This window comes from Marinobacter sp. NP-4(2019) (genome assembly GCF_003994855.1).
Classification (GTDB): Bacteria; Pseudomonadota; Gammaproteobacteria; order Pseudomonadales; family Oleiphilaceae; genus Marinobacter.
In genome coordinates this window covers 1,218,327-1,239,807 of sequence record NZ_CP034142.1, presented here as the reverse complement: position 1 = coordinate 1,239,807, position 21,481 = coordinate 1,218,327, and the positions used below count along the sequence as shown (strand labels likewise).

Sequence of the window (21,481 nt, the reverse complement as noted above, 5' to 3'; positions counted from 1 at the left end):
TAGACGACGGACCTCAACTGACCATGTCGAACATCGTTGAAACCATCAAAAATGATCTGATCAGTGCGATCGAGAATGACGAGCTGGTCCTGCCGACGCTTCCGGAAGTCGCCCTGCAAGTGCGGGAGATTGCCGAGTCGGAGGACTCCGCGATTCTGGATCTGGTCAAGGTCATCAGTAACGACACGGCCTTGTCTGCCCGTATTATCCGGGTATGCAACAGCCCGCTGTTTCGTGGCAGTCGTGCCATTGAGAATCTCAACATGGCGGTCAGCCGCCTGGGTATGGCCTATACCAGTAATCTGGCGATGGGTCTGGCCATGGAGCAGATGTTCCAGGCCACCTCCGACATGATCGACAAGCGCCTGAGGGCGACCTGGCAAACCAGTACTGAGGTGGCCGGCGTGTGTCACGTGCTGGCTCAGCATTACACCCGTTTGAAGCCGGACCAGGCCACCCTGGCCGGTCTTGTGCATCTGATTGGTGTGCTGCCCATCCTGCGGTACGTTGAAGATCGCGATATCCAGATCAGCAGTATCATGCTCGACAATGTTGTTGATCAGCTGCACCCTCGTATCGGGAATCTGATCCTGAAAAAATGGGATTTCCCGGCGGAGCTCCAGTCCGTGCCACTGGAGTATGCCAATTTCCAGCGGCAGGTGCCGGCGCCGGATTATGCGGATCTGGTGATGGTGGCCAATCTGCAGCTGGTCGCTGGGTCGGATCATCCCTGGACCGAGCTGGATTGGAAAACCATTTCTGCTTTTGATCGGCTGGGTCTTGATCCCGAGGTGGACATGAGTGAGGAGGAGGACCTCAACGCTCAGATGGAAGCGGCTATGGCTTTGCTTCAGTAACCTTTAAGGAATGGTGGCTGGTCCCGGGGCGGGGGTACTTTTTCTTCGGGAAAAGAACTCGCTTCGCTCAGACACCTTTATCCTGTCAGAAAAAGTATCCCCGCCCCGGGACCGATCTGATTCTTTTCTTTGCCGCCTGAACAGCAGTCCCCTGCGTTTCGGTTAAGACTGTTTCTGGGCGTAGCGCTCAAGCAGGTCGGATTTTGTTGGTAGCGACCAGTCCACAGGCTGTAGGCCTTCCCGCTGAAGCCAGTTGTTAGCACGCGAGAAGTGCTTACAGCCGAAAAACCCCCGGTAGGCACTCAGCGGTGACGGGTGGGGACCATCCAGGACGTGATGACGGCTGCGGTCGATGTGCTGGCCTTTCTTTTTGGCGTAGCTGCCCCAGAGCAGGAACACGACGCCCTGCCGTTCCCGGTTGATGGTTTCGATGACTTTGTCGGTGAAGGCTTCCCAGCCCTTGCCCTGATGGGCGCCGGCCTGACCCTGCGCGACTGTCAGTACGCTGTTGAGCAACAACACGCCCTGCTCCGCCCAGGGTTGCAGGCAGCCGTGGTCCGGTGGCTCGATGCCCAGATCCTCGCGGATTTCCTTGAAGATGTTGACCAGCGATGGTGGCGGGGGAACGTCCGGGCGGACGGAAAAGCAGAGGCCGTGGGCCTGGCCGGGGCCGTGGTAGGGATCCTGGCCGAGGATGACCACACGGACTTTGTCCAGCGGTGTGCTGTTGAGAGCATTGAAGCAGTGATGACTGGCCGGGAACAGGGTTTTGCCGGCCTGTTCCTCGGCAGCCAGAAACTCCGCCAGCTTTTGCATGTAAGGCTGGCAAAATTCCTGTGAGAGATGGTCACTCCAGCCCCGGTCGGGCCTGAGCTGGCCGGCTAGTACCTCCACCGGGTGCATGGAGTTACCCCTCCTCTTTCCGGGCTTCTGCCTTGTGTTCCGGGCGCATGGCCGGGAACAGGATGACGTCGCGGATGGACGGCGAGTCAGTCAGCAGCATGGCCAGGCGGTCGATACCGATGCCCTCGCCTGCGGTGGGCGGCAAGCCGTATTCCAGGGCCATCACGTAGTCTTCATCGTAGAACATGGCTTCGTGGTCGCCAGCCTCTTTCTCGGCCACCTGGGCCTGGAAGCGTTCCGCCTGGTCTTCGGCATCATTCAGCTCCGAGAAACCGTTGGCGATCTCGCGGCCGCCGACGAAGAATTCGAAGCGTTCGGTGACGAACGGATCGCTATCCTTGCAGCGGGCCAACGGCGAGACTTCTTTCGGGTATTCGGTGATGAACGTCGGCTGCATCAGGCGGTGCTCGGCCGTCGCCTCGAAGATTTCGATCTGTACCTTGCCCAGGCCCCAGCCATCTTTGAGCTGGATGCCCAGATCCCGCGCAACCTGACGGGCACTGTCCTCATTCGCCAGCTGCCCGGCCTTGATATCCGGGTTGTAGCGCAGGATGGCATCCACCACTGTCAGGCGCTCGAACGGCTTGCCGAAGTCGTACTCAATGGTTTCTTCTTCGCCGTTCTTCAGGGTGCGGGTATTCACCACCGTCGTCGTGCCCAATACTTGCTGGGTGATGGTGCGCAGCATATCCTCTGTCAGATCCATCAGGTCGTTGTGATCGGCGTAGGCCTGATAGAACTCCACCATGGTGAATTCCGGGTTATGACGGGTGGAAAGCCCCTCATTGCGGAAGTTGCGGTTGATCTCGAACACCCGCTCGAAACCACCCACCACCAGGCGTTTGAGAAACAGTTCCGGCGCGATGCGCAGGTACATATCGATACCCAGGGCATTGTGATGGGTTACGAACGGACGCGCAGCAGCGCCACCGGGAATCACTTGCAGCATCGGGGTTTCCACTTCCATGAAATCCCGGTCAGTGAAGTACTGACGCATGGCACTGATGATCTTCGAGCGTGCGTAGAACACCCGGCGGCTATCCTCATTCACCATCAGGTCGACATAACGGTGACGGTATCGGGCTTCGGTGTCGGTCAGGCCCTTGTGCTTTTCCGGCAGTGGACGCAATGACTTGGTGAGCAGCGTGTATTCGTCCATGGTCACATACAGGTCACCCTTGCCTGATTTGGACAAGGTGCCACGCACACCCACGATATCCCCCAGATCCCAATGTTTGGTGTCTTTCTGGACATCCTTGGAAGCATAGATCTGGATGCGGCCGGTCATGTCCTGAACCACCTTGAATGCCTTGCGGTCAAGCATCATGCGGCCAGCGATAGCCACCTGGATTCCCATTTCCGCCAGCTCTTCCTTGCTCTTGTCACCGTATTTGGCCTGCAGCTCGGCGGCGGTAGCGTCGCGACGGAAGTCGTTGGGGAAGGCGTTGCCCTGCTCGCGCATGTCCGACAGCTTGGCGCGGCGCTCGGCAATCAGCTTGTTGTCCTCGTGCTGTGCATTCTGGGTTTGTTCAGTCATGTTGGCTCACTAAGAATCGGGGATTGTCCGGGTTAGCGTGGCGAAGGCGCTGGATTACAGCGCCATCTTCAGGCTGGCTTCGATGAACTTGTCGATGTCACCGTCCAGTACCGCCTGGGTGTTGCTGGTTTCGACTTTGGTTCGCAGGTCCTTGATACGGCTGTCATCCAGCACGTAGGAGCGGATCTGGCTGCCCCAGCCGATATCGGCCTTGGCGTCTTCAGCTTTCTGCTTTTCGGCGTTACGCATCTGCATCTCGCGTTCAAACAGCTTGGCCTTCAACTGCTTCATCGCCTGGTCTTTGTTCTGATGCTGGCTTCGCCCGGCCTGACAGGCCACGACAATCCCGGTGGGGTTGTGGGTCAGACGCACTGCGGACTCGGTCCGGTTGACGTGCTGACCACCGGCACCAGACGCACGGTATACGTCGACGCGCAAATCCGCCGGATTGATTTCGATTTCAAAGCTGTCATCCACTTCCGGCGACACAAACACGGATGAGAATGAGGTGTGGCGACGGTTACCGGAATCGAACGGTGATTTCCTCACCAGACGGTGCACACCGGTCTCGGTGCGCAACCAGCCGTAGGCGTAATCACCCTGGATGTGGATGGTGGCACTCTTGATGCCGGCCACTTCCCCTTCCTGCAGTTCGACGATTTCCGCCTTGAAGCCACGACGCTCGGCCCAGCGCAGATACATGCGCAGCAGCATGTTGCCCCAGTCCTGGGCTTCGGTACCGCCGGAGCCGGCCTGGATGTCCAGGTAGGCGTTGTTGGCGTCCATCTCACCGGAGAACATGCGGCGGAACTCGAGTTTTTCCAGTTCCTTGTCGAGGCCTTGCAGATCGGCCTCGATTTCTCCAACGGTGCCTTCATCCTCTTCCTCGGCTGCGATTTCCAGCAGGCCTTCGGCATCTTCCAGGCCGGAGGTGAGGTTGTCGATGGTGCGCACGATCAGTTCAAGATCCGAGCGTTCTTTACCCAGGGCCTGGGCGCGCTCGGGATCGTCCCACACGGTGGGCATTTCCAGTTCCCGTTCTACTTCGACCAGTCGCTCACTACGCTGATCATAGTCAAAGATACCCCCTGAGCGCTTCAGTGCGCTCACGAAGCTCTTTAATCTTCGTCACAATGGGATTAATTTCCATGGAACCCTTACTCGCTCTTGAAAATGGAGAGTAAAAACAGAGGCGGAATTCTACCGGAATTCTGTTTGTAAATCAGCCTGTGGGTTTTTCTGCTTTGGGGGCTGGTTCCGGGGAGGGGATAGCTTTTCTTTCGGGAAAAGAACTCGCTTTGCTCAGACACCTTTGTCCCTGCAGAAAAGCGACCCCCACCCCGGAACCGGCAGACTTTTGTGCCAGCCCTCTGTGCTTGTCGGATTTGCAAAGCGTAATCCGACACACCACCCACAAGATCAGGAGCTCAGCGGCTCCAGGTAATCCACCAACAACTGAAGGTTGGTACGCCCCCTGAAGGTATTGGCATCCGGCTTGTAGACTACCCTCGCCCCGGTTTTGGTGTAGTCGGGCACTTCCGGGCCGGTGTTGAACGCAATACCGTCAACAATGCCGCTGCCATCAGCGGGCTGCAACACCAGTTTCAGGTGGTTCTCGCCGACGATACGCTGGCTGACCACGCGGAATTCTCCGTCGAACAACGGCTCGGGGAAGTGCTGGCCCCAGGGACCGGCACGTTTGAGCAGGGAGGCGGTGTCCAGGCACAACTCCTGGTTGCTCAGCGGGCCGTCGGTGACGATGGCAGCTTCCAGGTCCTCCGGCTTGAGCGTATCTCGCACCGCCTTATCGAAGGCTTCACAGAAGGTATCCAGATCGCCCCTGGCCAGGGTCATGCCGGCGGCCATGGCGTGGCCACCGTATTTTTTCATCAAACCGGGATGGCGTGAATCCACGACCGCCAGGGCATCGCGGATGTGCAGGCCGGGGATGGAGCGAGCCGAGCCTTTGATGTCTTCGCCGTTGTCGTCGGCGGCAAACGCCACCGTCGGGCGGTTGGTTTGTTCGCGAATCCGGGCAGCGAGGATGCCGATGACGCCCTGATGCCACTCCGGGTCATACAGCGCAAGCCCCCAGGGTAAGCCTTCCAGGTCCAGGGACATGGACGCCAGCAGGTCCTGGGCCTGGGCTTTCATGTCTTTTTCAATGGTGCGGCGTTCGCGGTTGAAGGTGTCCAGCTCTTTCGCCAGCCGGCGGGCTTCGTCGGGACTGTCGGCCAGCAGGCAGGCGATGCCGATGCTCATGTCATCGAGCCGGCCGGCAGCGTTAAGGCGGGGGCCGACAACAAAACCAAGATCGGTGGAACTGATAGCGGTGTGATCGCGGCCAGCCACTTCCAGCAGCGCCAGAATACCCGGGCGGGCCTCACCTTGACGAATCCGGCGCAGGCCCTGTTCGACAAAAATCCGGTTGTTGTGATCCAGCGGCACCACATCGGCCACAGTGCCCAGCGCCACCAGATCCAGCAAGGTGCCCAGGTTGGGCTGCGGCTCCGGCAGCCTGCCCTGTTCCCGCAGGTGTTTGCGTAGCGCGGTGAGCACATAGAACATCACGCCGACACCGGCGGCGTTTTTGCTGAGAAACAGGCAGCCCGGCTGATTGGGGTTCACAATCGCATCCGCATTCGGCAGGGTTTCGCCCGCCAAGTGGTGGTCGGTGACAACCACCCGGATACCCAGCTCTTTCGCCGCCCGGACGCCCTCAACAGCGGAAATGCCATTGTCCACCGTAACGATCAGGTCGGGCAGCTCACCCTCATCTTTGAGCCGATGGATGATGCCGGGGGTCAGGCCATAACCGTCAGCAAACCGGCTGGGCACCCGGAAGTCGACGCTTTTCAGGCCCAGCATCGAGAGACCGAGCATAGCGACGGCAGTACTGGTCGCGCCGTCAGCGTCGAAATCACCGAGGATCATCACCCGCTGCTGGCCGGCAATCGCTTCCGACAGCAGTTCCACCGCCCGGTCGATGCCGCGCAACTCCATCGGCGAGGCCAGATGTTTCAGGGTATAACTCAGCTGTTCGTCGGAGGTAACGCCGCGCGCGGCATAAAGACGGCGAAGCAAAGGGGGCAGGTTTTGCCCCCAGCCCGAAAGAGTTTCTGGCCGGGGGCGACGCAGGATCTTTTTGGGTGTCATACCGGGTCAGGTATTCTTCCAGTTCTTGGCGATGAATTCCTGAACGCCCGCGATATTGTTTTCCAGTACCGTGTAGCGTTCCTCCCGCTCGAACAGATCCGACATGTGCGCCGGCAGTTGAGGCTTGATGGTCAGACCGGATTCGGCAATCGCATCCGGGAACTTGGCCGGGTGGGCCGTGCCCAGAGTAATCATCGGCACAGCCTTGTCGCGGCGACAGTTACGGGCGGCGCGTACGCCAATGGCGGTGTGTGGATCCAGCAGGTATTCGTTCTGCTCGTAGATCTCGCGAATGGTATCGCAGGTGGTCTTGTCATCCACTGCGTCACTGTCGAACAGTTTACGCGCGTGCTTCCAGCGATATTCCTCAATACTGACCGGCCCCTTGGCGGCATTTTCCAACAGCAGTTTGACCGCCGCTCCGTCGCGGCCGTGCAGGTCGAACAGCAGACGCTCGAAATTGCTGGACACCATGATGTCCATGCTTGGCGAGAGAGTATGTTCGAGCTTGTGCTGCTCGTATTTGTTGCCGCTCATGAAGCGATGGAGAATGTCGTTGCGGTTGGTGGCGATCACCAGTTGGGAGATTGGCAGCCCCATTTTCTTCGCCAGATAACCGGCAAAAATGTCACCAAAATTACCCGTGGGCACCGAAAACGCCATGCTGCGATCCGGGCCACCAAGAGCCAGCGACGCCTGGAAATAATAGACAATCTGGGCCATGATCCGCGCCCAATTGATGGAGTTCACCGCCGCCAGTTGGGTCTTGCCACCCAGGAACGACTGGTTACCAAAGCTTTCCTTCACCATGCGCTGACAGTCGTCGAAGTTGCCGCGCACCGCGATGTTATGGATGTTGTCACCCTTCACCGTGGTCATCTGGCGACGCTGCACCTCGGACACACGCTCATACGGATGCAGGATGAAAATATCCACGTGTTCGCAACGGCGACAGCCCTCAATCGCGGCGGAACCGGTATCACCCGAGGTTGCCCCCATGATCACCACGTGTTGCTTGCGCTTCTCCAGCACGTAATCCAGCAGCCGACCCAGCAGTTGCAGGGCGAAATCCTTGAACGCCAGGGTCGGGCCACGGAAAAGCTCCAGCACCCACTCATTGGTGTCGAGCTGAACCAGCGGAGCAACCGACTGATGGGCAAATACGCTGTAGGTTTCATCCAGCATCTTGCGGAAGTCATCTTCCGGAATGGCATCATCGACGAACGGGTACATCACGTTAAACGCCAGTTCGCTGTATGACAGGCCACGCCAGCTACGGATTTCTTCCAGACTGAAATGAGGCAGTGACTCCGGCACATATAGGCCGCCATCGGTGGCCAGCCCGGTCAGCAGAACGTCTTCAAACCCCAGGGCGGGAGCTTCCCCCGTGTACTGATGTATCTCACGTGCGTACCTGTCAGTTAAAGTTTTCGGCGCGAATGCGAACAACCTGACCATCGATGTCCGTCAGGGCTTCCAACTCCTCGATGGCGCGGTTTACCTGACGCTCCTGAACCGTGTGAGTCAGGATGATCACCGGAATTCGGCCGTCTTTCAGCTCGGACTCCTTCTGCATGATCGACTCGATGTTGATGCCATGCTCACTGAGAATCGAGGCCACCTTGGCCAGCACGCCAGGATGATCCATTGCAGTGATTCGCAGATAGTATGCCGACTGGACGTCTTCCATCGGCAGCACATCCAGGTCTTCCAGCGCGGACGGATCGAAGCCAAGGTATGGCACTCGCTGGGAGCTACCGGCCGCCACGGTGCGGGCAACGTCCACGATATCGGCAATGACCGCGGAGGCCGTTGCCTCGTCGCCGGCGCCCGGACCGTAATACATGGTCTGGCCAACGGCATCGCCATCCACCAGAACGGCGTTGAGCACGCCATCGACCTGAGCGATCAGGTGGCTCCGCGGCACCAGGGTCGGATGCACACGCAGTTCGATACCGTCATCGCGACGACGGGCAATACCAAGATGCTTGATCCGATAGCCCAGCAACTCCGCGTGCGCAATATCGTAAGGTGTAATCTGCGAGATGCCCTCGGTATAGGCTTTCTCGAACTGCAGCGGCACACCAAAACCGGCCGAGGCCAGAATGGTCAGTTTGTGTGCAGCATCGATACCCTCGACATCAAAGGTCGGATCGGCTTCGGCATACCCCAGGTCCTGGGCTTCCTTCAGAACTTCCGCAAATTCACGGCCGGCGCGCATCTCGGTCAGGATGTAGTTACCGGTGCCGTTAATGATACCGGCAATCCAGTCGATACGATTGGCCGCCATGCCCTCGCGAACCGATTTGATCACCGGAATACCACCGGCGACACCTGCCTCGTAGGCAACAATGACGTTGGCTTTTTCCGCTGCTTCAAAGATCTCGTTACCGTGAACAGCAATCAGCGCCTTGTTGGCCGTCACCACGTGCTTGCCATTCTTGATGGCCGCCAGTACCAACTCCCGGGCGGCTTCGTATCCACCAATCAACTCCACCACAACATCAATGTCGGAATCATTGATGACGTCGAAAATGTCGGTGCTGAACGGAATACCGTCCATATCAATATCTTCCCGGGGGGTGCGGCTTGCCACACGCCCAATCCGGATATTGCAACCGGCACGGCCCGCAATGAGTTTGGCGTTCCGGGTCAGTACGTTAAATGTACCGCCGCCGACGGTTCCCAATCCGCAGATTCCGACACTGACGTCTTTCAAACTTTCACCTCTGATCCCGCGTGGGGGTGCTGTTGGGTTTTCTTGGGGTTGTATCAAGGGGCCATAGTATACCGATTAAGGGCACGCTGAATAAGCCCTGCATGATCGCTACGGCTATTTCTTCAGGATGCCGGATCTGCCCCGGCACCAGTGGAGTTACAGCAGGCCAAGACCTTCAGCCAGTTTCCGGGCCGGAACGTAACCACGAACCATGTTTCCGTCCTCCAGCACGATAGCCGGCGTTCCTGTGACGCCAACCTGCCCTCCCAGACTGAACTGATCCCTGACAGGGTTTTCACAGGAGCTGGCCTCAACTGGCTTTCCGGTCTTCGCCGCAGTCATGGCTGACTGCTGATCGTCACTGCACCAGACAGAGACGTACTTCCTGAAGGACGGCGTGTTTGGCCCCGAACGGGGGAAACCATAATAGTGAACGGTTATGCCGTAGCCATTCAGCTCATCCATCTCAGCATGCAGTTTACGACAGTAGGGGCAATCGATATCGGTAAAGACGGCAATTTCCGCCTTTTCCTCTCCATCAGCGGGATAGCTGATCACCCCCCTGGCGCCAAACGCTTCCATTTGTGACTTACGGACGATGGCCCGATTCTTTTCCGACACATTGGCAATACCGCTGTCGGTCACCTGAAGCAGATCCCCGGTCAGCAGGTAGCCACCATCCGGGGTGGTATAGATAGTGTCACCATTATTGCTGTAGACCTCATACAACCCGGGGGCTTCGGATTCACGAACCTCAGTGACCTTCAAGCCCGGGATGGCCGTTGTGAGCCGCTCGGCGATCCGATCCTCGGTCTCGCCAGCCATCGTTACCTGCCCACCGACCATCATCAGGACGACTGCCAGGGTGGATTTAATCAGTTTTCTGGCCAACATAATGCCTTCCGCTTTCAGTTGTTATTCAAACCTGGAGACTTACCAGGTCCACTCGCTCAAGTTACTGCGACATCCTGACGACGCTAAAGTTCAGGCCGGATTGCGAAGCCACCAACCTTACCGGAAACCTCGGCATTCAGCCACGCGGATGATGGGATTGATGCAGGGATTGAAGACGCTGCCTGGCAACGTGGGTGTATATCTGCGTGGTCGAGAGATCGGAGTGTCCGAGCAGCATCTGGACAACCCGCAGATCGGCCCCATGGTTCAGCAGGTGTGTCGCGAATGCGTGACGCAGGGTATGCGGAGACAGGTGCTTGTTAATACCCGCACGCATGGCGTAATGACGAATCCTGTACCAGAAGGTCTGACGGGTCATCGCCACGGGACGGTTGCCAGGAAACAATGCATCCGAAGACCGACCTTTAAGCAATTCAGCACGTCCGTCCTTCATGTATTGCACCAGCCAATCCACGGCCTCTTCCCCAAGGGGCACCAATCGCTCCTTGTTCCCCTTACCCGTGATTCGGACCACGCCCTGACGGAGGTTAACCTGATCCACCCGCAGCTCCGTCAACTCCGATACACGCAGTCCGCAGCCGTAGAGAATCTCCATCATCGCCTTGTCACGTAATTCTATGGGCACGTCTGGATCGGGTTCGGCCAGCAAGACATCCACATCCTGCTCGGTCAGGGAGTCCGGCAACCGACGTGGCAGACGGGGGCTTTCAATCTGCAATGTCGGGTCTTCACCAATGACACCCTCACGCAACAGGTACCGATAAAAGCGCCGCAACCCAGACAACCGACGCGCCGCCGTGGATGTCTTGGCACCGTCCGCCAGGCCCCGGGAAATCCAGGCAAGAAGATCCACGCGCCGCACCGCGCTCAGCAATGGCCGCCCCGGCTGATCCGCCAACCACGCCGCCAAACGCTCAAGATCATTACGATAAGCCATCCGGGTTTGTTCACCCAGACCGTCTTCCAGCCAGATGGCATCGGTAAAACGAGTGATCAGCGCCTCGTCATCGGGTCTGAGTTCCGGTCGGGATCTGCGTTGGGACACCATGGTTGTTTCCGGGCAAAGAGTTAGGGCCCTTTTTATAACAGCCAGACACGAAAAAGGCAGCCCGTGGCTGCCTTTTTCTGAAGCACTCTGTTCAGCGCAATGCTGATCAGCCCAGCTTCTCCTTGATACGAGCCGCCTTGCCAGACAGGTCGCGCAGGTAGTAAAGCTTGGCCTGACGTACGTCACCGCGACGCTTCACGCTGATGCTGTCGATCAGCTTGGAGTGAGTCTGGAAAGTACGCTCAACGCCCACACCGTAAGAAATCTTACGAACGGTGAAGGAAGAGTTCATGCCACGGTTGCGTTTACCGATAACAACACCCTCGAACGCCTGCAGACGCTCACGGTTGCCTTCAGTTACGCGAACCTGGATAACCACGGTGTCACCCGGCGCAAACGCAGGGATTTCCTTGGTCATCTGTTCCGCTTCAAGTTGACTGATGATGTTGTTCTTGCCGCTCATCGTATGCTCCTGATACCCAATCTTTTAATGCCCTGATGATTCAGAGGCACCCGGTTCGTTCAAAATCTCTTCCAGCAGCTCACGCTCTTCGTCCGTCAGTACCCGCTTTTCCAGCAGGTCGGGGCGTCGCTCCCGGGTTCGCCTCAGCGACTGCTTGAGCCGCCAACGCCGGATCTGATCATGGTGACCGCCTAACAAAACATCCGGCACCGCCTGACCTTCGTATACCTCGGGCCGGGTGTAGTGCGGACAATCCAGCAAACCGTCGGCAAAGGAATCCTGCTCTGCCGACTGCGCATGACCCAGCGCTCCGGGGATGAGGCGCGTAACCGCATCAATGACAACCATGGCTGCCAGTTCGCCGCCAGACAGGACAAAATCCCCCAGCGACACTTCCCGATCGACTTCCGCCGATATCAGGCGCTCATCGACACCTTCGTAACGGCCCGCCACCAGAATCAATTGCTCTTCCGCCGCCAGGGACTCAACAACAGATTGATTCAGCGTCTCACCCTGCGGTGAGAGATAAACAACACAGGCTTTGCCGGGTGCCGATTCCCTGGCCGCATGGATCGCATCCCGCAGAGGCTGTATTTTCATCAGCATGCCAGGACCACCACCATAGGGCCGGTCATCTACCGTGCGATGACGATCATGGGTAAATTCCCGCGGGTTCCAGCTCCTGAAAGTCAAAAGACCATCACGAACTGCCCTGCCGGTAATGCCATAATCCGTTACCGCATCAAACATTTCCGGGAACAGACTGACTGCGCCAATCCACACCCTCAGAACTCCGGATCCCAGTCTACGACCATACGTTTCGCGGCCAGATCCACTTCTCGCACCACCTGGTCCGGAAGATAGGGAATCAGCCGTTCACGCTGGTCGATGGAAGCCCCAGTGGACTTCACTACCAGAACGTCATTGGAGCCTGTCTCGATCAGGTGGTCCACTGCACCGAGGCATTCGTCCTCAACAGTAAACACCTCAAGACCTTCCAACTGGTGCCAGTAGTACTCCCCCTCGGGAAGCGCCGGCAGCTCAGCAGTCGGCACCTTGACCTCAGCACCACAGTAAGTGTGCGCCAGATCACGATCATTAATACCTTTCAGCCTGACGACGATCCCCTGCCCTTGGCGGCGACCTTCCTCAAGCCTGGCCGGAATACGCTTTCCATTAAGGACCAGAGTCCAGTCCCGGTAGTTCAGTATTCCTTCCCTGGGGTCCGTATAGGAATAAACCTTAAGCCATCCCTTGACCCCAAACACCGAGGTAATCCGGCCGATCACAGTTTCCTGCGAATGCTGCGTCATGCCATCAACCCCGGCATTAAAGCGTAATTACTCAGCGCCTTTCAGCAGCTGGGCAACGCGATCGGTGGCCTGAGCACCCTGGCCCAGCCAGAAGTCAACACGATCACGATCAACGCGCAGACGCTCTTCCTGACCACGGGCAACCGGGTTGAAGAAGCCGACACGCTCAATAAAACGACCGTCGCGGGATTTGCGGCTGTCGGTGACTGTCAGGTGATAGAACGGGCGCTTCTTGGAGCCGCCGCGAGCCAAACGGATTGTTACCATTTAACCAATATCCTGTTCTGTTGTACGAACTTTGTACGATTCACACCCGCCAGACAGTGGCCGGCGTGAAGACCCATACTCGAAAGGGGCGCTATTCTATGCTAAAAAAGCGCCAATGAAAACAGGGAAACACTTTGAAACCCGGTTTTCTGTGTACGGCTTTCTACATACGGCCAAATGGCGGCATGCCACCGCCACCTCCGCCCGGCGGCATCATACCACCAAGGCCTCGCATCATATTGGCCATACCGCCTTTTTTACCGAACTTCTTCATCATTTTCTGCATCTGCTTGTGCTGCTTGAGCAGGCGATTCACATCCTGGATCTGGGTCCCGGACCCCGTCGCGATACGGCGCTTGCGAGAGTTGTTGATGACATCCGGGTAACGACGCTCTTTCGGCGTCATGGAGCAGATAATGGCCTCCATCTGCCCCATGGACTTGTCGTTCACCTGCTGCTGAGCCATCTGTGCCATCTGCCCCATACCGGGCAGCTTATCCATCAACCCGGCAACACCGCCCATGTTTTTCATCTGCTGCAACTGATCACGGAAGTCCTCAAGGTCGAACCCTTTGCCCTTCTTGATCTTCTTGGTCAGCTTCTGGGCCTTCTTCTGGTCCAGCTTGCGCTCGGCTTCTTCTATAAGGGAAAGCACATCCCCCATACCCAGAATCCGCGAGGCCACCCGATCCGGGTAGAAGGGCTCCAGGGCATCGGACTTCTCACCGACACCAAGGAACTTGATGGGCTTACCAGTAATATGACGCACGGAAAGCGCCGCACCACCCCGGGCATCACCGTCGGTCTTGGTCAGTATCACACCGGTCAGCGGCAGGGCATCATTGAAAGCCTTGGCGGTATTGGCGGCGTCCTGACCCGTCATGGCATCAACCACAAACAGGGTTTCTACTGGGTTGACTGCCTTATGCAGGCGACCGATTTCACCCATCATCTGCTCATCCACATGCAGACGACCGGCGGTATCCAGGATCACCACATCAATATGCTTTTTCCGGGCCGCTGCAATCGCGCCCTCGGCAATGTCCACCGGATCCTGATCCGATGAACTGGGGAAGAACTCTACCCCGACTTCACCCGCCAGGGTTTCCAACTGCCGAATGGCGGCTGGCCGGTAGATGTCTGCACTGACCACCATCACCGATTTTTTCTGGCGCTCCTTGAGCAGCCGGGACAGTTTGGTAACCGTTGTGGTTTTACCCGCCCCCTGCAAGCCTGCCATCATAATCACCGCAGGCGGTTGCACCGACAGGTTAAGGGACTCATTCCCCTCACCCATGACCCGCTCAAGCTCCTGCTGGACGACTTTTACGAATACCTGCCCCGGCGTAAGACTGCGCTGCACTTCCTGGCCAACGGCGCGTTGGCGAACACCCTCGATGAAGTCCTTGACCACCGGCAGGGCAACGTCCGCCTCCAGCAGCGCCATTCGCACCTCGCGCAGCGTATCCTTGATATTGTCATCGGTAAGCCGCGCCTGGCCGGAAATCTTGCGCAGGCTACCGGAAAGTCGGTCTTGGAGGTTTTCAAACATGTTGCTCTTCCGTACCCCGGATAAATTGAGTGCACAAACCACAAAGCCGGAACCCGGCTCCTTGATTCCTGTTGCATAATCGCGACATTATAACCAGACTATCGCCCTGAAACGACCAGCCCGGTCAAATCGGTGATTAACTGCACCGATCCCCAGTCAGACAGTGGTTAAAGGAAGTCATGGGAACGCTGATTCTCGCGGTCACCTCTCTTTTTCTGTACAGCATTGGTACCGCCCTGCAAGCACTCAGCTTCAGGGGGCGAGTGCATACCAATGCGGCCATCACCATGCTGATTGGACTATTGGCGCTGACAAGTCACGGCTTACTGCTTGGCCAGACAGTACACCAGGAAGATGGTTTCGATTTCGGTTTTTTCCAGAGCTCAGTGCTGATTTCCTGGCTGATCGTTTTTCTACTGCTGGGGCTGAGCCTTCGCAAACCGGTTCAAAGCCTGTTCCTGGGCGCCTACCCCCTGGCCGGGCTTACCATCATCCTGTCACTGATTACCCATACGCCTTCCCGTCTGGTACCGGAAGACAGCTACGGCATGCTATCTCACATCGCACTGTCAGTGACAGCCTACAGCCTGTTCACCCTGGCCGCCATTCAGGCGACACTGCTTTACTTCCAGAATCGCCAGCTCAAACGAAACTATAACAGCCTGCTGGTTCGTAACCTGCCGCCATTACAGACGATGGAGTCCCTGCTGTTTGAAATGGTCTGGGCCGGAGTGATCATGCTGATTCTGGCCATTATTACCGGGGCCCTGTTCGTTAAAGACCTGTTTGCCCAGGATCTTGCCCATAAAACCCTTTTCTCACTGCTGTCTCTGGTGGTGTTTGTGGCCCTGCTGATTGGCCGATACACCAAAGGGTGGCGCGGCATCACCGCCAGCCGCTGGACTCTGGCGGGCTGCGCGCTATTAATGCTGGCCTTTTATGGCAGCAAGTTTGCACTTGAGCTGGTATTCCACCGATGAATGAAACCTCTCTCACCGTACTCTTCAGTGTATTGGTTGGACTCATCGTTCTGTCGGCGTTTTTTTCAAGCTCCGAAACCGGCATGATGTCACTCAACCGCTACCGGTTGAAGCATATGGCCAAAACCGGCCACAAAGGCGCCAAGCGCGCTCAGGGACTCCTGCAGAGAACCGATCAGCTAATCGGCGTCATTCTCATCGGGAACAACTTCGTCAACATCCTGGCATCGGCCATTGCCACCGTCATCGCTATTCGTATCTGGGGCGACGCCGGGATTGCCATTGCCACCATTCTGCTGACACTGGTCATCCTGATTTTTGCCGAGGTGACCCCGAAAACGCTTGCCGCACTGTTCCCGGAGAAAATCGCCTTCCCCGCCAGCCACGTACTTGGACCACTGCTCAAGACCCTGTACCCACTGGTGTGGGCAGTCAACCTGTTTACCGGCGCCATCCTGAAAATCCTGCGCATCTCGCCCGAGGATGCTGCCAATGACCATCTGAGCCGGGAAGAGCTCCGCACCCTGGTGAACGAAGCCGGCGCCCTTATCCCCGCCAAACACAAGGACATGCTGGTCGGCATCCTCGACCTGGAAAATGTGACCGTAAACGACATCATGGTGCCCCGGAATGACGTGGTCGGTATTGACCTGGATGATGAACTGGACACCATCCTGCGACAGTTGCGCAGCAGCCAGCACACCCGCCTCCCCGTCTATAAAGGTGACATCAATAATATTCAGGGCGTCCTGCACCTTCGCAGCGCGTCAAAATTACTGCTCCAGGAGGACATCAACAAGGCCATGATCATGCAGTTGTGCCAGGAGCCCTACTTTGTTCCTGAGAGCACACCGCTAAATACCCAGTTGATCAACTTCCAGAAAGGAAAACGTCGCTTCGGGATCGTTGTGGATGAATATGGCGACGTACTGGGGCTGGCCACGCTCGAGGACATCCTTGAAGAGATTGTCGGCGAGTTCACCACCGACTACGCGGCGACCAGCCCTGACATCATTCCCCAGGACAACGGTACTTTTATTATTGACGGTGCTACCGCTCTGAGAACCATCAATAAAACCCTGGGCTGGAAGATACCCACAGACGGCCCGAAAACCCTCAATGGCCTGATCACGGAAACCCTGGAAAACATCCCCGAAACCAATGTTTGCCTGAAAGTAGCCGGCCATCGTATCGAGGTGCTGCAGATCAAGGACAATGTCGTCAAAGCCGCTATTGTCCATCCTGGCCGTCGCAAGAAGCGCTCCCTGCTCTGACCTCCCGCCCCCCTTAGATCATACCGTTATAGCTGCTACGGGGTTAGAAGATCAAAATTTAACCGACTCCTTGACCGCCACACACATTCCACCAAGACTGAAAAGGCGTGCGGCATAACAATAATCACTAGGAGTCTGTCCATGAGCCTGACACATACCGTTGGCCTGCTCACCCACCCCGACCGTGAATGGGAAGCCATTCGCCGGGATTCTGAATCCGTTAGCAAACTGTACATCGGCCACATCCTCATTCTGGCCCTGATCCCTGCTATCGCCGGCTTTGTCGGCACCACCCAGGTCGGGTGGCAAATTGGAGACGGTGCCATTACCCGCTTGACGGTTACCAGCGGCCTGCAACTGTCAGCCCTGTTTTACGCAGCCATGCTGGCGGGCATCTATGTACTCGGCAAGTTCATTGATTTCTTTGCCGCCACCTACGAAGTCAAGGATCGCACTCCCCGTGGTGTGACCCTGGCCGCCTACACGGCGACCCCGATGTTCCTGCTGGGTGTATTTGCCGCCTATCCCAATATATGGGTGAACATGGCCGTCGGACTGGTAGCCGTGGCGTACGCTGTCTATCTACTTTATGAAGGCCTCCCGATCCTGATGAAGATTCCGGAGGACAGGGGCTTCATGTTTGCATCCTCGGTATTGACCGTCGGACTGGTCATGCTGGTGGCTCTGCTCGCAATCAGTGTGGTGATCTGGAGTGTTGGCATTGGACCGGTATACGTCCACTAGGACCGGTAGCACAATGCACAATTGAAGACCTTGGAATCGGGGGCACCCTACGGGTGCCCCAACATATTTTTGTCAACGTGTGCCTGTTATCATTTAGCCATGTTATGACCCGCAAAAATGCGGTAGATTTAACCGATAAAGAGAAACTAAATTATTAAGCTCGGTCATGTATCCGGTTGAGGCGCAAACAGGAGTCGGCCATGAATAAGCAGTCCGGCATACATTATCTCCGCGAGCATAGAGCGGCGGGTAGCTCCCGCCCCGTACCGGCAGAGGTAACCAGGATCCGTGACACCGTTGTTGCCGGACTGGGGGATCTGTTACAGGGTGCCTTTGACGCGGTCGATGACTCGTTGTTCGAACTGGCCAACAACGCCCGGAGCAATAACGAGCAAAACCGGTATTTTGAGGCGATGCGCGAAATCCGCATCAAGCGCAAAGGCGTGGAACGGCATTTCCAGAACGCCGTTGCGCAGAACTTTGCCAACCCGCCCCGTACCGGCGACGTCACTACTGAAAGCGGCCAGGCCACTCAAGCCTCTGCCGACAGCCTTTCACTGGTGGGCAATGATGACCTCGAAGAGCAGGTCGCACTCAATGCCATGATCACCAAGGCCAAGGCACATTTCCAGGGCCCCCTGCTTCAACTCCAGACCCGTTTCAGCGTGGTCTATCCGGACGCAAGCGAGGAGTTTCCGGTTAACCCGATGGCTCCGGAACACCTGTGCAGCGCCTTTACCGAAGCCGTACAGGCCCTGGACATTCAGATTCGCGAACGCCTCATACTCCTGAAACAGTTTGATCGCTATGTCGTGTCCAACCTTGGCATGTTGCTGGACGAAGCCAACCGAATACTGATTCAGGCAGGGATCATCCCCAATTTCCGTTATCACGGCAAAACAGGCCAGCAACACAAGAAGCCTCAGGGCGAGACCGCTGAACAACCTTCCACAGAGAGCGAAGCCAGCGAGCCCTCCCGGGATTCCGGCCAGGCCGGTGACAGCGCGGTGTTTGAGCAAATCCGGCAAATGCTGGCATTGCAGAGGGCCAATGCCGGCATCCCTCCGCGCACCTCGGACCCCAACATTCATGTCATCGGCGGCTCAGAGCTGATCGGGTTACTCAGCGCCCTCCCACAACAGCCGGCACCTCCCAACGTCGACAACCTGAGCGCGGGAGAACCGCTGACAGTGGATTTGCGGCAGGTAGTGGAACAACTGCTGGCGCGCAATGCCAGCGAAGACGGCAAAAAGCCCGCATTGAATGAACTGGATGAGGATCTGATCAACCTCGTCTCCATGCTCTTTGAGTTCATCCTGGACGACTACAACCTGTCAGCACCGATCCAGGTACTGATCAGCCGGTTACAGATCCCGATACTGAAAGTGGTCATCAAGGACAAAAGCTTCTTCAGCAAGGCAACTCACCCGGCACGTCGACTGCTGAACTCACTGGCTCGTGCTGGCATTGGCTGGAGCGACAGCGACGAAAAAACCCGCGACAAGCTCTACGACAAGATCCACAGCATTGTGCAGCACATACTGAACGAGTTTGATGGTGATGTGTCGCTGTTTGAGCGGCTTAATGAAGAGTTTGAGCAGTATCTTGCCAGGGAAAACCGCAAGGCCTCCCTGGTGGAGCAAAGAACCCGCGAATCAGAACGGGGTCGCATCAAGTCCCAGAAGGCTCAGGAAACCGTGGACCGAGTCCTTCAGGAGAAAGTGGCCCGCTATCACCTCCCGGACTCGATTCGCAATATTCTGGTCAACGGCTGGAGCCGGGTCATGTTCCTGGCCTATCTTCGGGATGATGTAGAGCACCGCTGGCTTCAATCCGTGCGGGTGGTGGACGACCTGATCTGGTGCCTTCACCCTCATCAGGAAGACGAAGAACGGGATCAGTGGGTTCGGGTTGTACCGGGGTTGATCAAGTCACTGCGCGCCGGACTGGAGGAAGTCTCCTACAATTCCTCAAAGCTCGACGAAATGATGGGCGAACTCAAACACGAGCTGACAGAGGCTTTTCGGGCTAACGCACAGGCGGAAGCCCGCCAGGATCTGGCTGACGACTATGCCCACGAGCCGGAAAAACCACCACAAACCGCTGTGGAGCGACAACAGGAGCTGGAAGAAGCAGCCGTCGCCGAGTATGTGGCTCAGATCGACAGTATCGAAATCGGCAACTGGGTGGAGTTCAACCTGGTCAATGGCGCCAGCTTCCGCTGCAAGCTGTCAGCCATTATCGAGGAAGCGGACTGTTTTGTGTTCGTCAATCGCATGGGGCTTAAGGTTATCGAGAAAAGTCGTATCGAGCTGGCTCATGAGATGCGACGTGGGCGCCTGACAGTCCTGGAACAGGGAGCCCTCATTGATCGGGCACTGGATGCCGTTGTCGGCAACTTGCGAAACCGGGCAGGATAAGCCCTCGTCATTTTCCATTCTGGAGTGCCTGACAGACCATGCTGGACTATGGCCGCAGCACCAGCCTTCCGGCGCCGTATCGCATTGCCCTTGCCATATCCCTGGCATTGTTTCTGCACACTCTCGGCCTGTCAGCCATCCCCCTGCTGTCTGAACCAACAGAGCAACCCGCACCCACCATGACGGTGTTACTGGTTCCTCCGGGCAGCCGGGCTACCCCCAAAACCATAGCCAGCCCAGAGGACACTGAGATCCGCGCTGACGCACCCGCCGCAGCCAAGGCAACAGCGACCTCGCGTCAGACGCCACCCCGGACCAGACCCGAACCGGCTCCATCGGCTTCGCCCCCTTCTGACGAAACCGTTCCGGCTGCAGAGACCGCTCGCAAGAGCGCCCCATCGCCGTCAACCACCGCCGGCATCCCTTCCGACTCACCGGCACCCCAGGCGCGCAGTGACATTGTGCAACTGACAGAAGCTCCGGGAGAAACCGACGCCTACGTTATCAGACTCGCCGCTCGCATTGCCCGCGAACTGAAACGTAGCCGCCTTCCGGCTCTACGGACTTTAACCGCGCCGGTTGCCATGGAAATTGAACTGCATTTGATGGGTAATGGCGCCCTGACCAGGGCAAACGTGTACCGCTCAAGCGGTATGGAGGCTATCGATGGAGCGGCCTACCGGGCGGCGCTTGCAGCCAGCCCCTATCCGGAACCGCCGGGACGGGAAGAAGGACAACGCTACCGGGTTGAACTGCTGTTCTCCCCGGAGCGCCTGGAGAACTAGCGGATCAGGCTTCGGCCTGCTTGGCGGCTTCCTTGACCGCCTTGGCCAGCTCACCGCTCTCGGACATCTCAAGAACGATGTCACAACCGCCTACCAGCTCACCGTTGATATAAAGCTGTGGATAAGTCGGCCAGCTGGAGTAAACCTTCAGAGCTTCGCGCAGTTCCTGGTTATCCAGGATATTTACAAACGCAAAGCGCTCGCCGCAGGCCATCAAAGCCTGGACGGTTTTTGCCGAGAAACCGCACTGGGGAGCCTGCGGAGTACCCTTCATATACAGAATGACCGGGTTACCCTCTAGCTGGCTCTTAATGGTTTCATTAATGTCCATGAACACTCACCTCTAATTGGAAACGGGATTGCCTGGAGGCAATGTACCTGGCACTTATTGTACACGTCGCATCACGGGGTCACCAAACTCCCCGCTTGACCCAGCGCAACCACCTCGGCAGCGCCGTTGTCATCACCTGCCCGAAGGGCTAGACTTAAGCCCCTGTCTTCCAGGCAGCCAACGCAACTCCCGTCACGTTCACCCGCCGGTGCGGCTC

19 protein-coding genes and 1 pseudogene are annotated in these 21,481 nt (G+C 57.4%); 6 read left to right on the top strand and 14 right to left on the bottom strand.

Translation table 11 applies throughout. The annotated features are described in order from the left end of the window. Positions 1-23: 23 nt before the first annotated feature. A complete protein-coding gene (locus EHN06_RS05655; protein WP_127330961.1) occupies positions 24-857 on the top strand; it encodes an HDOD domain-containing protein in 834 nt (277 codons plus the stop codon). A 162-nt stretch (positions 858-1,019) separates the two neighbouring features. Here EHN06_RS05655 and ung read toward each other — a convergent pair whose 3' ends face one another. The 13 genes and pseudogenes from ung to ffh form a co-directional block, all read right to left on the bottom strand. Continuing rightward, positions 1,020-1,760, bottom strand: coding sequence for a uracil-DNA glycosylase (gene ung / locus EHN06_RS05650; RefSeq protein WP_127330959.1), 741 nt, complete (start codon positions 1,758-1,760; stop codon positions 1,020-1,022). A gap of 4 nt (positions 1,761-1,764) precedes the next feature. Beyond that, on the bottom strand, positions 1,765-3,297 hold the full coding sequence (gene lysS, locus EHN06_RS05645) for a lysine--tRNA ligase (RefSeq protein WP_127330957.1): 1,533 nt from the start codon (positions 3,295-3,297) through the stop codon (positions 1,765-1,767). A gap of 54 nt (positions 3,298-3,351) precedes the next feature. After that, positions 3,352-4,447 (bottom strand): peptide chain release factor 2 gene (prfB, locus tag EHN06_RS05640; protein WP_127330955.1). Its coding sequence is split into 2 segments (ribosomal slippage): positions 3,352-4,374 and positions 4,376-4,447, totalling 1,095 coding nucleotides; the frame shifts between segments, so codons are not numbered across the junction. A gap of 269 nt (positions 4,448-4,716) precedes the next feature. Continuing rightward, a complete protein-coding gene (gene recJ, locus EHN06_RS05635; RefSeq protein WP_127330953.1) occupies positions 4,717-6,453 on the bottom strand; it encodes a single-stranded-DNA-specific exonuclease RecJ in 1,737 nt (578 codons plus the stop codon). Between the two features lie 6 nt (positions 6,454-6,459). Continuing rightward, positions 6,460-7,859 (bottom strand): annotated as a pseudogene (thrC, locus tag EHN06_RS05630) (threonine synthase). A gap of 11 nt (positions 7,860-7,870) precedes the next feature. After that, a complete protein-coding gene (locus EHN06_RS05625; RefSeq protein WP_127330949.1) occupies positions 7,871-9,172 on the bottom strand; it encodes a homoserine dehydrogenase in 1,302 nt (433 codons plus the stop codon). A gap of 156 nt (positions 9,173-9,328) precedes the next feature. Continuing rightward, on the bottom strand, positions 9,329-10,066 hold the full coding sequence (locus EHN06_RS05620; protein ID WP_206075726.1) for a thioredoxin fold domain-containing protein: 738 nt from the start codon (positions 10,064-10,066) through the stop codon (positions 9,329-9,331). A 136-nt stretch (positions 10,067-10,202) separates the two neighbouring features. Next, on the bottom strand, positions 10,203-11,135 hold the full coding sequence (xerD, locus tag EHN06_RS05615) for a site-specific tyrosine recombinase XerD (RefSeq protein ID WP_127330947.1): 933 nt from the start codon (positions 11,133-11,135) through the stop codon (positions 10,203-10,205). Between the two features lie 106 nt (positions 11,136-11,241). After that, positions 11,242-11,598 carry a 50S ribosomal protein L19 gene (gene rplS, locus EHN06_RS05610; protein WP_127330945.1) on the bottom strand — a complete coding sequence of 119 codons (357 nt, stop codon included), beginning with the start codon at positions 11,596-11,598 and terminating at the stop codon, positions 11,242-11,244. Positions 11,599-11,622: 24 nt separating this feature from the next. After that, a complete protein-coding gene (gene trmD, locus EHN06_RS05605; protein WP_127330943.1) occupies positions 11,623-12,381 on the bottom strand; it encodes a tRNA (guanosine(37)-N1)-methyltransferase TrmD in 759 nt (252 codons plus the stop codon). A gap of 2 nt (positions 12,382-12,383) precedes the next feature. Next, positions 12,384-12,911: a ribosome maturation factor RimM gene (rimM, locus tag EHN06_RS05600; RefSeq protein WP_127330941.1), complete on the bottom strand. Its 528-nt coding sequence runs from the start codon at positions 12,909-12,911 to the stop codon at positions 12,384-12,386. A 27-nt stretch (positions 12,912-12,938) separates the two neighbouring features. After that, entirely contained in the window at positions 12,939-13,178 is a 240-nt protein-coding gene (gene rpsP, locus EHN06_RS05595) for a 30S ribosomal protein S16 (protein ID WP_127330939.1), read from the bottom strand. 163 nt (positions 13,179-13,341) lie between these two features. Then, positions 13,342-14,730 (bottom strand): signal recognition particle protein, encoded by a 1,389-nt coding sequence (ffh, locus tag EHN06_RS05590; protein ID WP_127330937.1) that lies wholly within the window; start codon positions 14,728-14,730, stop codon positions 13,342-13,344. A 179-nt stretch (positions 14,731-14,909) separates the two neighbouring features. Between ffh and EHN06_RS05585 the strand changes: the two genes are divergently transcribed. The 5 genes from EHN06_RS05585 to EHN06_RS05565 all read left to right on the top strand — a co-directional run bounded on the left by EHN06_RS05585 (position 14,910) and on the right by EHN06_RS05565 (position 20,933). Beyond that, positions 14,910-15,710: a cytochrome C assembly family protein gene (locus tag EHN06_RS05585; RefSeq protein ID WP_127330935.1), complete on the top strand. Its 801-nt coding sequence runs from the start codon at positions 14,910-14,912 to the stop codon at positions 15,708-15,710. After that, a complete protein-coding gene (locus EHN06_RS05580) occupies positions 15,707-16,984 on the top strand; it encodes an HlyC/CorC family transporter (RefSeq protein WP_127330933.1) in 1,278 nt (425 codons plus the stop codon). The genes EHN06_RS05585 and EHN06_RS05580 overlap by 4 nt, the downstream gene beginning before the upstream one ends. Positions 16,985-17,125: 141 nt before the next feature. Next, positions 17,126-17,728 (top strand): Yip1 family protein, encoded by a 603-nt coding sequence (locus EHN06_RS05575; RefSeq protein ID WP_127330931.1) that lies wholly within the window; start codon positions 17,126-17,128, stop codon positions 17,726-17,728. A 200-nt stretch (positions 17,729-17,928) separates the two neighbouring features. Further along, positions 17,929-20,148, top strand: a complete 2,220-nt coding sequence (locus EHN06_RS05570) for a DUF1631 domain-containing protein (RefSeq protein WP_127330929.1) — start codon at positions 17,929-17,931, stop codon at positions 20,146-20,148. Between the two features lie 38 nt (positions 20,149-20,186). After that, entirely contained in the window at positions 20,187-20,933 is a 747-nt protein-coding gene (locus tag EHN06_RS05565) for a TonB family protein (protein ID WP_127330927.1), read from the top strand. Positions 20,934-20,937: 4 nt separating this feature from the next. Here the strand turns inward: EHN06_RS05565 and grxD are convergent, their stop codons facing one another. Then, the gene (grxD, locus tag EHN06_RS05560) at positions 20,938-21,264 is read right to left on the bottom strand and encodes a Grx4 family monothiol glutaredoxin (RefSeq protein WP_127330925.1); all 327 of its coding nucleotides are present in this window, start codon (positions 21,262-21,264) and stop codon (positions 20,938-20,940) included. Positions 21,265-21,481: the final 217 nt, after the last annotated feature.

Coding starts and splice junctions, on each gene's coding strand:
- EHN06_RS05655 (WP_127330961.1), top strand. CDS start 24: ATGTCGAACATCGTTGAAACCATCAAAAATGATCTGATCAGTGCGATC.
- ung (WP_127330959.1), bottom strand. CDS start 1,760: ATGCACCCGGTGGAGGTACTAGCCGGCCAGCTCAGGCCCGACCGGGGC.
- lysS (WP_127330957.1), bottom strand. CDS start 3,297: ATGACTGAACAAACCCAGAATGCACAGCACGAGGACAACAAGCTGATT.
- recJ (WP_127330953.1), bottom strand. CDS start 6,453: ATGACACCCAAAAAGATCCTGCGTCGCCCCCGGCCAGAAACTCTTTCG.
- EHN06_RS05620 (WP_206075726.1), bottom strand. CDS start 10,066: ATGTTGGCCAGAAAACTGATTAAATCCACCCTGGCAGTCGTCCTGATG.
- xerD (WP_127330947.1), bottom strand. CDS start 11,135: ATGGTGTCCCAACGCAGATCCCGACCGGAACTCAGACCCGATGACGAG.
- rplS (WP_127330945.1), bottom strand. CDS start 11,598: ATGAGCGGCAAGAACAACATCATCAGTCAACTTGAAGCGGAACAGATG.
- rimM (WP_127330941.1), bottom strand. CDS start 12,911: ATGACGCAGCATTCGCAGGAAACTGTGATCGGCCGGATTACCTCGGTG.
- rpsP (WP_127330939.1), bottom strand. CDS start 13,178: ATGGTAACAATCCGTTTGGCTCGCGGCGGCTCCAAGAAGCGCCCGTTC.
- ffh (WP_127330937.1), bottom strand. CDS start 14,730: ATGTTTGAAAACCTCCAAGACCGACTTTCCGGTAGCCTGCGCAAGATT.
- EHN06_RS05585 (WP_127330935.1), top strand. CDS start 14,910: ATGGGAACGCTGATTCTCGCGGTCACCTCTCTTTTTCTGTACAGCATT.
- EHN06_RS05580 (WP_127330933.1), top strand. CDS start 15,707: ATGAATGAAACCTCTCTCACCGTACTCTTCAGTGTATTGGTTGGACTC.
- EHN06_RS05575 (WP_127330931.1), top strand. CDS start 17,126: ATGAGCCTGACACATACCGTTGGCCTGCTCACCCACCCCGACCGTGAA.
- EHN06_RS05570 (WP_127330929.1), top strand. CDS start 17,929: ATGAATAAGCAGTCCGGCATACATTATCTCCGCGAGCATAGAGCGGCG.
- EHN06_RS05565 (WP_127330927.1), top strand. CDS start 20,187: ATGCTGGACTATGGCCGCAGCACCAGCCTTCCGGCGCCGTATCGCATT.
- grxD (WP_127330925.1), bottom strand. CDS start 21,264: ATGGACATTAATGAAACCATTAAGAGCCAGCTAGAGGGTAACCCGGTC.